At 64.7% G+C, this 12110-nt stretch carries 12 protein-coding genes; 7 read left to right on the top strand and 5 right to left on the bottom strand.

What is annotated here, in order from left to right:
* Positions 1–38 precede the first annotated feature (38 nt).
* The 4 genes from QA639_RS24520 to QA639_RS24505 all read left to right on the top strand — a co-directional run bounded on the left by QA639_RS24520 (position 39) and on the right by QA639_RS24505 (position 3702).
* Positions 39–1571, top strand: coding sequence for a porin (locus tag QA639_RS24520; RefSeq protein WP_283087569.1), 1533 nt, complete (start codon positions 39–41; stop codon positions 1569–1571).
* 438 nt (positions 1572–2009) lie between these two features.
* Positions 2010–2189 carry a hypothetical protein gene (locus QA639_RS24515; RefSeq protein ID WP_050999539.1) on the top strand — a complete coding sequence of 60 codons (180 nt, stop codon included), beginning with the start codon at positions 2010–2012 and terminating at the stop codon, positions 2187–2189.
* A gap of 131 nt (positions 2190–2320) precedes the next feature.
* Positions 2321–2554: a hypothetical protein gene (locus QA639_RS24510; RefSeq protein ID WP_157341043.1), complete on the top strand. Its 234-nt coding sequence runs from the start codon at positions 2321–2323 to the stop codon at positions 2552–2554.
* Positions 2555–2739: 185 nt separating this feature from the next.
* On the top strand, positions 2740–3702 hold the full coding sequence (locus QA639_RS24505; protein ID WP_283087568.1) for an SDR family oxidoreductase: 963 nt from the start codon (positions 2740–2742) through the stop codon (positions 3700–3702).
* A gap of 60 nt (positions 3703–3762) precedes the next feature.
* Here QA639_RS24505 and QA639_RS24500 read toward each other — a convergent pair whose 3' ends face one another.
* From QA639_RS24500 to QA639_RS24485, 4 genes are all read right to left on the bottom strand, one after another.
* The gene (locus tag QA639_RS24500) at positions 3763–4230 is read right to left on the bottom strand and encodes a GcrA family cell cycle regulator (protein ID WP_283087567.1); all 468 of its coding nucleotides are present in this window, start codon (positions 4228–4230) and stop codon (positions 3763–3765) included.
* Positions 4231–4373: 143 nt separating this feature from the next.
* Positions 4374–4574: a hypothetical protein gene (locus tag QA639_RS24495; RefSeq protein WP_016844973.1), complete on the bottom strand. Its 201-nt coding sequence runs from the start codon at positions 4572–4574 to the stop codon at positions 4374–4376.
* Positions 4575–4748: 174 nt separating this feature from the next.
* Positions 4749–6575, bottom strand: a complete 1827-nt coding sequence (locus QA639_RS24490) for an AMP-binding protein (RefSeq protein ID WP_283087566.1) — start codon at positions 6573–6575, stop codon at positions 4749–4751.
* 197 nt (positions 6576–6772) lie between these two features.
* On the bottom strand, positions 6773–7714 hold the full coding sequence (locus QA639_RS24485; protein ID WP_283087565.1) for an acetamidase/formamidase family protein: 942 nt from the start codon (positions 7712–7714) through the stop codon (positions 6773–6775).
* Between the two features lie 66 nt (positions 7715–7780).
* On the opposite strand from QA639_RS24485, the gene QA639_RS24480 reads away from it, so the two are divergent.
* The 3 genes from QA639_RS24480 (at position 7781) to QA639_RS24470 (ending at position 10681) form a co-directional block, all read left to right on the top strand.
* Positions 7781–8575: a YdcF family protein gene (locus QA639_RS24480; protein WP_283087564.1), complete on the top strand. Its 795-nt coding sequence runs from the start codon at positions 7781–7783 to the stop codon at positions 8573–8575.
* A gap of 81 nt (positions 8576–8656) precedes the next feature.
* The gene (locus QA639_RS24475) at positions 8657–9439 is read left to right on the top strand and encodes a DUF169 domain-containing protein (protein ID WP_283087563.1); all 783 of its coding nucleotides are present in this window, start codon (positions 8657–8659) and stop codon (positions 9437–9439) included.
* Between the two features lie 66 nt (positions 9440–9505).
* Positions 9506–10681 carry a saccharopine dehydrogenase family protein gene (locus QA639_RS24470; RefSeq protein ID WP_157341054.1) on the top strand — a complete coding sequence of 392 codons (1176 nt, stop codon included), beginning with the start codon at positions 9506–9508 and terminating at the stop codon, positions 10679–10681.
* A gap of 220 nt (positions 10682–10901) precedes the next feature.
* Here the strand turns inward: QA639_RS24470 and QA639_RS24465 are convergent, their stop codons facing one another.
* Positions 10902–12101, bottom strand: coding sequence for an FAD-dependent oxidoreductase (locus QA639_RS24465; protein WP_283087562.1), 1200 nt, complete (start codon positions 12099–12101; stop codon positions 10902–10904).
* Positions 12102–12110: the final 9 nt, after the last annotated feature.

Here is a 12110-nt window from a genome sequence, read left to right as displayed (position 1 = left end):
CTCGGACTCTCCGCATATGAGCAACTTGGAGGTTTAATATGAATTTGAAGAGCCTTATCCTGGGCTCGACGGCTGCGCTGGTCGCGGTCGGCGGGGCACAGGCGGCCGATCTTCCCGTCAAGGCCAAAGCGGTCGAGTACGTGAAGGTTTGCTCGCTTTACGGTCCGGGCTTCTACTACATCCCCGGCACCGACACCTGCATCAAGCTGGGCGGCTATGTGCGTGCTGACGTCGTGGTGAACGGCAACAGCGTGTACGGCGCGAACTACAACGGCGCCAGCGGTGCCAACAACCGTTTCACGAACGGCTACACTTGGCGTTCGCGTGAAGACTTCAACATCGATACGCGCACCGCGACCGAATACGGCGTGGTCCGTACCTATTTCGATGCGGTGTTCACCTGGACCTCCGACACCTACGCCGGCCAGGGCAACGGCTCGACGGTGTACTCGGCGATCGGCTCGACGGCCGCGCCGAACAACGCTGGTTCGGGCAACGTGGCTGCCGGTTCGGTCGGCGTCTACTACGCCTTCATCCAGTTCGCCGGCTTCACGATGGGTAAGGCGGTTTCGCAGTTCGCTGCCCCCTGGAACGGTTATCCGGGCAACAACTACGACGCGCTCGTCGGTGGCGTGAACACCACCAACGGCATCAACCAGTTCACCTACACCGCGCAGTTCGGCAACGGCGTGTCGCTCGCTCTGTCGGCGCAGGACCAGGTTGCCTACATGCAGGCTGGCGTGAACAACCTCGGCGTCGGTGGTGCTTACGGCTCCAGCGACTACGCCGGCACGATCGCTCCGGACTTCGTTGCCGCGCTCAAGGTCGATCAGGCTTGGGGTATCTTCCAGGCGTCGGTCGCCGCCCATGACAACCACGCTGCCTACTACGGCGGTACCGAGTTGACCGGTCATCCCGACGACAAGTGGGGTTGGGCTGGTGCACTGGCCCTGTCGATCAAGAACATCCCGACCGGACCCGGCGACACCATCAACATCCAGGGCGTCTACACGGACGGTGCGACCCGTTACAACATCCAGGAACTGGCCAGCCAGGCCAGCTCGATCGCCATCTACGGCGGTTCGAGCCTGCCGGGCGTCTATGGCAGCGTTGGCTTCGGTACGGCACCCGACACGGTGTTCGGCCCCGGCGGTCAGCAGCAGTCCATCAAGACCTGGGGTATGCGCGGTGCGTACACCCACAACTGGGATCCCTACTGGAACACCAGCTTGTACGGTGCGTTCGCCGCTGTCTCGTTCAACGACGCGGCTAAGTCGCTCATCTGCGGCGTTGGTGGCGTCGGTGGTTCGTTCCGTGCCGCATTCGCTGGCGGCGCTGGCGTGACCGCCTGCAATCCCGACTACAACATCGCGCAGATCGGCGTGATCACCCGTTGGACCCCGGTCAAGAACCTGACCTTCTCGGCCGACGTGACCTACTCGCACCTCGATCAGAAGTATGCCGGCATCATCACCACGTCGGCGACTGCTATCGGCAAGCCGACCGCGACCTACGAGCTGAAGGATCAGGACACTATCCAGATGCTCTTCCGCGCTCAGCGCAACTGGTAATACCGGTTGATCTGATCACGATCCAACAGAACCCCGGCAGGCAACTGCCGGGGTTTTTTCTTTGCGAAAGATTCTAAGGAGAGCTGAGCTGCGTCATTTCGGTCCACGCGAACGACGAAGACGAGCCATGCGATTCATTAGCCGCAGACTTATTTACTTACCTGATCTACTAAACTATATACGCCATGGCCAACACATTGAATGATGGCTCTTAGCTGGCTGCTAAGCCTCCCAAACCTCCGGCAATGCCCTGCCGGAGGTTTTTGATTCAAGGGCCCAGCCGGCGTCGACGATGGTGGCGCGCGGCCCGCGCAAGCTGCGGCCGGCGATCGGGTTGCCGTCGCCTTGCCGATTCGACGCCGTCAAGATTTGACGGAATCGATCCGCAGTGCATTCTCGCCATTCATGGGACGCTTCAAGAACAGCCGCCTGGCGCGCATGAGCAGCGGCCACTATTGCCTGATCCGGGATCTCGGGCTGGTGAAGGGCGGCAAGGGATTGCGGCACCATGAGGTTATCATCGATTTCTCGTGGCGCGGCCTGCTCAAGCTGGCCCTGAGCGCGGGTGCCGGCGTCCTGCGGCGGCGCGCATCCGTGCGCATCGAGACAGCCGAATAGCGCGAGGCCGCGTCATGACGCGGCTTGGCCTGCGGCCAGGATGCGCGCGATCATCGCGTGAGTCTCACGCGCTTCGCGAACAAGCATTCGAATTCGGGCGACGTGATCGCAGCATTGTCAGAGCTTCGCATATGACGATCGCGCGCTGTGCCACGCCGCGCGCTGTGCTCTGCGCGGATTGCGATCAACGTGGTTCATCTGCGCAGGTGCCGTCGCGCTGCTTCGCTGGTGTTACCTCGGCTGCAGCGGCCGCGGTGGAAATTCCGGCCGCGATCGCCATCAGCGTTGTCGCGACCAATCCGTTCAGGATGTGCACGATCATCGTCTCCGATTGCCGATGTCGGATTGTTCGCAACGCGGAATGATTTCATTACGCGGCCACCGTCTCAATCTGCTGCAAGCGGCTCACTTGCGCGTGAGAAGGCGCCGTTGATGGGCGACAATTCGGTGATGTAAGGTGCCACAGCCAAACGGTTGGAGCTGCGATCCGCGCTCCGGCCGAAACAAAGAAGAACAGGGCAAGAAAAATAAGGGAAGGAACGGATCTCACATGAAGGATTTTGCTGGAAAGATTGCCGTCGTCACCGGTGGCGGCACGGGCATGGGGCGCGAGCTGGCACGGCTGCTCGTTGCCGAGGGCTGCAATGTCGCGATGTGCGACGTCTCGGCCGAGGCGATGGCCGAGACCAAGCGGCTCTGCGAGGTCGAGAAGCTGCCGCAGGGCCTGCGCATCACGACCCACGTTGCCGACGTCTCGATCGAGGATCACTACAAGCGCTTCCGCGATAAGCTGATCGAGCAGCAGGCGACCGACAAGATCCACCTGCTGTTCAACAACGCCGGCATCGGTGGCGGCGGCAGCCTGTTCTCCAACACGCGCGAGCAGTGGGAGCGCACCTTCAACATCTGTTGGGGCGGCGTCTATCTCGGCGTTCGCACCTTCCTGCCGCTGTTGGTGAAGGCCGACGAGGCGCACATCGTCAACACCTCGAGCGTCAACGGCTTCTGGGCCTCGGTCGGCATGGGTGTATCGCACACCGCCTACAGCGCGGCGAAGTTCGCCGTGAAGGGGTTCACCGAGGCGATGATCAACGATCTCCGCCTCAATGCGCCGCATGTGAAGTGCTCGGTCGTGATGCCCGGCCATATCGGCACCTCGATCGTGTCGAACTCCCGCAAGGTGCAGAACGGCTCCGACCAGCTCAATGCCGACGAGCTCAAGCAGGCGCGTCAGCGTCTGCAGGGGCAGGGGATCGACGTCGCCAGGATGTCGGACGCCGACATCCAGCAGCTCGCGCTCGATCGCGCCCGCATCTTCCATGACGAGGCGCCGACCTCGGCGGCGGCCGCCGCCAAGATCATCCTCGACGGCGTGAAGGCCGAGCGCTGGCGCATCCTGGTCGGTGACGATGCGCATCTGCTCGACGAGCGCGTGCGCAAGACGCCGGAACAGGCCTACACGCCGGACTTCTATCAAGGCATCGTAGCGGCGACCGGCTGGAAGGTCGGCTGAACGGCCGTCCCGCATCGCGTGCGGGACGGCTTCACCCAAGCGCTCCCCGCGCATCAAGCGCTATCCGCGCATCGCGCGTTGGCGCGATCCCGCTTGATAGGCGAGGCGGTAATGCCCTGAGCAATAGGGCATGCCGCCGAGCGGTGTGTTGCCGCAAAAGCAGAAATCATCGGCGCCCGGGGTGCTGATCGGCCAGCGGCAGCGCTGCTCGCTCAGTTCGAACAGCGAGCAGCTGTTGGCGCTGACGATCGGCGCATCGTCGGGCTCCCGCTCGTAGACCGCCTGGAGCAACCGGAGCTGCTGCTTGGCAGTCGCCCTTTGCGCGGCGTGGGCGGCCGATTTCTTGCGCCGCGCCCGGCGTTCGTCCGGCGTCGTGCGCGTGAGGTTCAGCCGCGACAGCTTGCCGATCACCGCATTGCGGCTGACGCCGATATTGACGGCGATGTCGCGGCAGGAGAGGCCGGCTTCAAAGTAGATTTTGAGTTGGTCGACGCGCTCCGGCGTCCAGGTCGGTTCGATGGCAATCATCTGACGGTTCCACGTTCTGTGTTGAACCGCCGCGCCGGCACACGCCTGAGCTCACCACGCGATGACAAGCAATCGCGCCGTGATCTCATCCCCGTTTGAGCATGATCTCTTCGGAAAATCGGTCTCCACTTTTCCGGATCATGCTAGGGCGTGCGGCCGTTGTCGCGGATTGCAAGCAACCCGTCCTTGATGGCGAGCCGAATGCCTTCCTCGATCAATGTCCGTGCGACGCCCGGGACGCTCGTGCCGTGGGTGCCCTGTCTCACCAGCTTCTCGAGGTATCCGATCGTCGAGAGCGCCAGCGTGACCGGGACGCGGTCGGTTTCGGCCTTTTCCGTAGCCATGGTGAAACGCTTAACCCTGAACGCCTGTACTGAAAAGTATCTATTTAGAGTCTATTTAGGAATGAGACAGTTCGTCAAGCCGTGGGCGGCAAGAAGCAGCCAGCCGCGCCCAAGCGCGCTGGAAGCAAGTTCCAGCGCGAGGGCGTCATCGAATTATTGAGATAGATGAAGGCGTTAGGGCCGTAACTCGACCTTGACCGGGAACTTCTTGAGAAGCCGCTCAGCCTTTTCGGCCTTGTCCGGAGGCGCGCTCACGCTCAGGTACAGCCCGCGGGACGGATCGGTGATCGCGTCGACACTGACCTCGCCGGACAATCCTTCCAGCGCCAGCAGCTCGCGCGCGGCCTCGCCGGCGGCGATCTCGCGCAGCTTCGGCTTGAAGATCTTGCCGACCGGAGTCACCGGCATCTCGGGAATCACCGACACCACGCGCGGGCGCGCCGGCGGCTCCAGGATGTTGTCCTGCACGAAGGCTGCGAGCGCGTTCGGATCGATATGGGCGCCGGGCTGCGCCGAGACGAACAGCATCGGCACTTCGCCGGCGTAGGTGTCGGGACGTCCGACGGCCGCGGCAAGCGCCACGCCCGGAAACGCCAGCGCGGCGTCCTCGATCGCGCGCGGATCGATGTTGTGGCCGCCGCGGATGATGACGTCCTTGGCGCGGCCCATGATGTAGACGAAGCCGTCGGCATCGATCCGGCAGATGTCGCCGGTGCGCAGCCAGCCGTCGCGGAACGCCTCCTCGGTCTGCTTCTTGTCGACATAGCCGGCGAACACCTGCGGGCCCCTGGTCAGCAGTTCGCCGACCGGCGAAGGCCACGGTCCGGTGTGGAGCTTGCCGCCGTCGAGGATCGCAAGCTCGACCAGCGGATTGCGGGTGCCGACGCTCTCGGCGCGCGGCTTCACGCCGTGCACATCGTGAGTGATGGCACCGGCGAGCTCGGTCATGCCGTAGAGCTGCTGGATGCAGGGGCCGCCCCAGGTCGCAAGATAACGCCGCTCGATCTCCGGCGGGCAGATCGAGGCGCCGGTGGCGGTGACGCGCAGGGTCGAGATGTCGCTGTCAGCGACGGGGATATCGGCGAGGGCGCCGAGTATCGTCGGCACGTTGCCGGCGATGTTGATGCCGTACTTCTCGATGATCTGCCAGAAGTGCCGGACCAGCGCCGGATCGCGCGCGCCGGCGGGGCCGGGGATGACCATCGTCGTGCCGGCCGCCAGGGAATTGGCCGTGGTGCAGAACAGGCCGCCGACATGGAACAGCGGCATCGTGATCATCGCGCGCTCGCCGCGATGGAAATCGAGCGCCATCCGCGAGGATACGGTGGAGGCGACCATGGCGCGATTGGTGAGCCGCGCCACCTTCGGATGGCCGGTGGTGCCGCCGGTCGGCAGCATCACGGCGACGCGGTCGGCCTCGCTCATGTCCTTGGACTTGCCGTAGTCGTCGCGCCAGGCGGGATCGGGCCGCAGCACCTCGCCGTCGAAGGCGATGCTGCCGTCGAGCGGCACGATCACGATGCGCTTGAGGGACGGCACCTCGCGCTGCAGGCCCTCGACCCTCTCATAGAGCCCGCCCGGCATGCCCGGCGGCGGCGCCAGTAACAGCTTTGCGTTGATCGCGTTGAGCTGGGCGACGATCGCTTCGCGCGTGAACAGCAGATTGAGCGGCTCGGCGACGCCGCAGGCGGCTGCGCCGAAGATCGCGACGACGGTCGCAGGGCACGCCGGGAGCAGGACAGCCACCGCGTCGTCCTTGCCGATGCCGTGCTTACGGAAATAGGTTTCAGCGGCCTTGATGCAGCCCATCAAGTGATCGTTCGAGATCACGACCGGGTTGGGATCGAGCGGCGAGCGCAGATAGATCGCGGCTTCAGCGTCCGGCGCGCCCTGCGGACCGCGGGCAATGAGGTCGAGGATGCGCGGGCAGGCGGCGAGCGTCTCCTGCATCTCCCTGTCGCGCGCAGCCTCGTCGGCCGGCGAAAGCCTGTCCTTCAGCATATCCGTCCCCGTCCATTCTTGTTCGTTGGGACGGGGATTGTATCGAGCCGGGCTCGCGGAACACAAGTGCGGCTATTTATCCACTTGGTCATTCCAGGCGGCTCGCAGAGCCGATCCTCAGGTGCGCGAATTACGCACCGGAGAATCTCGAGATTCCGGATTCGATGCTGCGCATCGTTCCGGAATGACGTGCGTGGTTACCCGTGGACCACCGATTTGGCGATCATGCAGTGGATGCCCTTGGAGCCGTTGACCGTCTGCGTCACGCGCAGGTCGGCGGCCAGGCTGCACAGAGTGTAGGCGTCCTCACGCGACAGGTTGCGCTTCTCACCGAGCAGCACGATCATGTCGCGCAGCGCCCGCACCACGCACTGGTCGAGATCGGGATCCATCGCCATGGTCATGTAATGATCCGCGGTCTCTGCGCGCGGATAGGCGAGCTTGATATCCTTGCGCAGTGTGAGGCGGAAGCGGCCGGTCAGCGCGGTCTCGATCGCGGTGACGCAGACCTCGCCGTCGCCCTGCACGCCATGGCCGTCGCCGCAGGAGAACAGCACACCCGGAACGAACACCGGCAGATAGAGCTTGGCGCCGGCGCCGAGCTCCTTATTGTCGAGATTGCCGCCCATCGCGCGCGGGATCAGCGAGGAGATCCGGCCCCAGGCCGGCGGCGGCGATACGCCCATCACGCCGAAGAACGGCTTGAGCGGCAGATCGAGCCCCCACGGCATGCGGCCGACCATGCGCCCGCGATCGAGCGGGATGTTGAGGACGCGTGTCTCGTGGAAATCGTCGGGCAGGGTGCCGGACAATGGCTTGATCAGATTGTAACCCCAGTCCTGTCGCAGCTGAACGTCGAGAATATCGACCTCGAGCACGTCGCCGGGTTCGGCGCCGGCAACCGCGATCGGGCCGGTCAGAATGTGTCCGGGTACCATCCGCTCGCACTTCGCATGGATCTCGTCGAGCTCGGGCGGAACGTAGAATTTGCCGCGGTCGGGCACCACGTCCGGGCCGCCGCTGACGGTCTCGATCGTGATCTCGTCGCCGCTCGCAACGGTCAGAACCGGTTTCAGCTTGGCTTCAAAGAAGCCCCAATGGCAGGTTTCAGGGCTCGACTTCAGATGATGATGGGTCATGTGACGGCTTTTGATTAGTTTCCCAGCAGCGTATGACGCTGTAGCAGAACTTCGCAGGGGCTTCTCTTGTTTTTTGTGCTCTCCAAGACGCTCGGCATCATGCTGCTGCCGATCAACTTCCTGATCGGTATCGGCGTGATCGGCACCGTGCTGCTGTTGACGCGGTTTGCGCGCCTCGGCCGCAGGTTGATGGTGGCCGCGCTGCTGCTGCTCGCGATCTGCGGCTTCTCGCCGCTCGGCAATGTCCTGATCTCTACACTGGAGCAGCGCTTCCCGCCATGGGACGCTTCGCGCGGCGCGCCGGACGGCATCATCGTGCTCGGCGGCTCGATCGATGCCGATCTGTCGGTTGCGCATGGCACACCGGTGGTGCGCAGCGCGGCCGATCGCGTCATCGCGGCGGCGACGCTCGCGCGCAGATATCCGAATGCGCGCCTCGTGTTCACTGGCGGCAGCGCGAACCTGATCTCGAACGATGCGCGCGAAGCCGATTATGCCGCCGAGATGTTCGAGGGGCTCGGCATCGCCAGGCCGCGATTGATCATCGAGCGCCGCTCCCGCAACACGGTGGAGAACGCCGAGTTCTCCAGGGCACTGGTCGATCCCAAGCCGGGCGAGCGCTGGCTGCTCGTCACCTCGGCCTACCATATGCCGCGCTCGGTCGGGCTGTTCCGCAAGGCGGGATTCAATGTCGAGGCCTATCCGGTCGATTGGCGCGTCGGCGATGTCTTCAGCTTCGCGACGCTTGCGATCGACGGCCTGTCGCGCGCCGATCTCGGCACGCGGGAGTGGATCGGGCTTCTGGCCTACCATCTGGCCGGCAAAACCGACGATTTGTTGCCGGGACCGGCTGCACGTTGAGGCTTGTCGCCTTCACCGGCCAATCCGGCTAACATCAAATCAACAGGCGGCGCCAAGCCGCCGCCCACGGGAGTTTTCGCCATGCAACAGCAGACACCGCCGGAACAGTTCGACCTCGGCGCAATCGTCACCGATCTGAACAATCTGCTGCGGCTGAAGACCACGGTGATCGGCATCAAGATGTTCGCGCGCGTCGAGGAGATGGAGGCGATCCCGAAGATCCGCCGTCCGTCGGCGGTCCACACCACGGACCAGATCGTCAGCATGGCCTCGCGGCTCGGCTGGACCGTCGGCATCACCGGCGACGATCTGGTCGGCGCGCAATGCCGCGCCGTGATCGGGCTCGCGCCGCAGGATGAGAAATGGCTTGCCGGCGAGAATTATGTCGGCGTCTGGCACGGCACCGCCGAAGACGCGCGCAAGCGCCAGGAGGCGCTCGACGTGGTGCCGTACGGTCAGTATCAGGCGATGGCGGTGAGCCCACTGACCAGCGGACGGCTCAATCCGCCCGACATCTGCCTCGTCTATGCGACGCCGGGACAGATGATCATCCTGATCAACGGGCTGCAATACACCGGCTACAAGAAGTTCGAATGGGGCGTGGTCGGCGAAACCGCCTGCGCGGATTCGTGGGGGCGGGCGCTGAAGACCGGCGAGCCGAGCCTGTCGCTGCCATGCTTCGCCGAGCGCCGCTATGGCGGCGTGCCCGACGAGGAGATGCTGATGGCGCTGCCGCCGGCCTATCTGGTGAAGGCGATCGCCGGCATGAAGCAGCTCGCCAGGAACGGTTTGCGCTACCCGATCGCGCCCTACGGCATCCAGGCCGACGTGCGCGCCGGCATGGGCGTCTCGTACAAGAAATAGCGCATTGCGTTGCCGCGCCCGCGATGACAAAAGGGCGCCCAATTCGCCGCGCAGGGAGCCTGAGCCATGTCCTCGTCGAAACTCGACATCGTCGTCTATGGTGCGACCGGCTTCACCGGCCAGCTCGTCGCCGAATATCTCGCGGCACATTATCGCAACAGTAGCCTGAAATGGGCGATGGCCGGGCGCAGCAAGGACAAGCTCGCCTCGGTACGCGACGCGATCGGCGCGCCCGCCGACACGCCGCTGATCGTCGCCGATGCCGGCGATGCCGGCCCGCTGAAGGCGATGCTGGCGCAAACCAAGTCTGTCGTCTCGACGGTCGGACCGTATCAGCTCTATGGCAACGAGCTGATCGCGGCCTGTGTGGAAAGCGGCACCGACTATTTCGATCTCTGCGGCGAGCCGGTCTGGATGCGACAGATGATCGACAAATACGAAGCCGCCGCGAAGGCCAGCGGCGCGCGCATCGTGTTCTCCTGCGGTTTCGACTCGGTGCCGTTCGAACTCGGCGCGTTCTTTGTCCAGGAGGAGGCCAAGCGGGTGTTCGGCGCGCCGGCGCCGCGCGTCAAGGGCCGCGTGCGCGACATGCGCGGCACGCTGTCCGGCGGCACCGCGGCGAGCGCCAAGGCCACCTTCGATGCGGTCGCCAAGGACCTCAGCCTGGTTGCGATCCTCAACAATCCGTTCGCGCTGACGCCGGGCTTCGAGGGTCCGAAGCAGCCGCGCGGCAGCAAGCCGGCCTACGAGGAGGATCTGCACTCCTGGACCGCGCCGTTCATGATGGCGCTGATCAACACGCGCAACGTCCACCGCTCCAACATGCTGATGGGCTTTCCCTACGGACGGGACTTCGTCTACGACGAGATGGTCCTGACCGGTTCGGGCGAGAAGGGTGAGGCCAACGCCAAGCGTGTGATGGCGCTGAATGCCGAGAAGACCGGCCCAAGCGCGCCGAAGCCGGGCGAGGGGCCGTCAAAGGAAGAGCGCGAGAACGGCCGCTACGATCTGCTCTATCTCGCGGTCGCGCCCGACGGCCGCATGGTCCGCGCCGGCATCAAGGGCGATCGCGATCCCGGCTACGGCTCGACCTCGAAGATGATCTCGGAATGCGCGATCTGCCTGCTGCGCGACACGCCCGACGTCGCCGCCGGCTTCTGGACGCCGGGAGCCGCGATGCAGCACAAGCTGATCAAGCGCCTGGTTGATCACGCCGGGCTGACATTTGAGGTCGAGAAGTAGTGCTTCTTACCTCGCCCCGCTTGCGGGGAGAGGTCGGATCGCATCGTGAGATGCGATCCGGGTGAGGGGGAACAGGTCAGTCCAATCGCATTGTGCGTGGAGAGAGCCCCGCACCCTAACTCTCTAAGAGCGAGCTTCGCTCGTCTCGACCCCGCATCCGCCTTCGCCCGAAGGCGGGCTTCGGCGGACAAGAGAGCGGGGAGAGGGAGAAGATAGAGCGCTACGCCGCCGCGCGCGGATTATAGGCGTACATGAAGTCCATACCTTTGGACGACACCGGCAGCAGCAACTTCAGCATGTGATCGCGCAGCCAGGCACCGGTCGGGCTGAACTCGCGCTTGCTGTTGCCGTTGCGGCGGGCGATCGCCACGATCTTCTCGGCGCGCGGGCGCCGCTCGTGCTCGAAAGCCTGGAACGTCATGCCGAGCTCCTGGCCCTCGCGCATCAGGATGCCGAGCCGCAGCGCGTCCTCCAGTGCGAGCGATGCGCCCTGGCCGGCATGCGGGCTGGTAGCGTGCGCGGCGTCGCCGATCAACAGCGTGCGCTTGCGCGACCAGGTCGGCAGCGTCGCGACGTCGAGCGTGTCGGTGACCACGATCTTCTCCGCAGCTTCGATGATCTCGGGGATCGGCGCGTGCCAGCCGGCGTGGAAATCGCGCAGATGCTGCCTGATCGCGTCCTGGCTCTGCAGCCGGTAGGCCGCCGCGGTCATGCCGTGCGACGGCTGCGTGCTCCACCACATCCCGCCCGTGTCCGGATCGGGGCTGCACATCCCATAGCCGAAGAAGCCGCTCTGCCCGAACGTGGTCGCCACCCGTTGGCCGATCGGCAGCTTCTCGATCACCGCGCGGGGCACGAATCCGCCGAAGCCGATCAGCCCGGTGTCGAACGGCGTCGGGCCGTCAGGGATCACGTGGCGCCGCACCGCAGAGTGCACGCCGTCGGCGCCGATCACGAAATCACCCTCGGCGGTAGTTCCGTCGTTGAAATAGGCGATCACGGGCTGGTCGCCGCGGTCTTCGATCTTCACCAGTTTCTTCTCGAAGAACACCGAGACGTTCGAGGCCCAGGCCTTGTCGATCAGCGTCTCGTTCAACGTCGCGCGGCACATGTTCACCGCGGGCTGGCCGAAGCGCTGCTGCATGTTCTGGTTGAGCGAGCCGAGCTTCTTGCCACCCTGCGAATAGAAGTCGAAGGACTCCGCGATCGAGCCGTTGCGGATCAACTCGTCGGCGAGGCCGAGCTCCGCCAGCACATGCATGCCGTTCGGCGCGATCTGCAGCCCGCCGCCGATCCCGGTGGAATAGGGCCAGGCTTCATAGAGCTCGGTCTCGATTCCGGCGCGGGTCAGGAACATCGCGGTGACAGGACCTGCGATGCCGGCGCCGATGATCAGAGCTTTACGGGGACGTGAGGTCATGCCTTGCTC

It is taken from the genome of Bradyrhizobium pachyrhizi (assembly GCF_029714545.1).
Taxonomy (GTDB): domain Bacteria; phylum Pseudomonadota; class Alphaproteobacteria; order Rhizobiales; family Xanthobacteraceae; genus Bradyrhizobium; species Bradyrhizobium pachyrhizi.
This window is presented reverse-complemented; position numbering and strand designations above follow the sequence as displayed.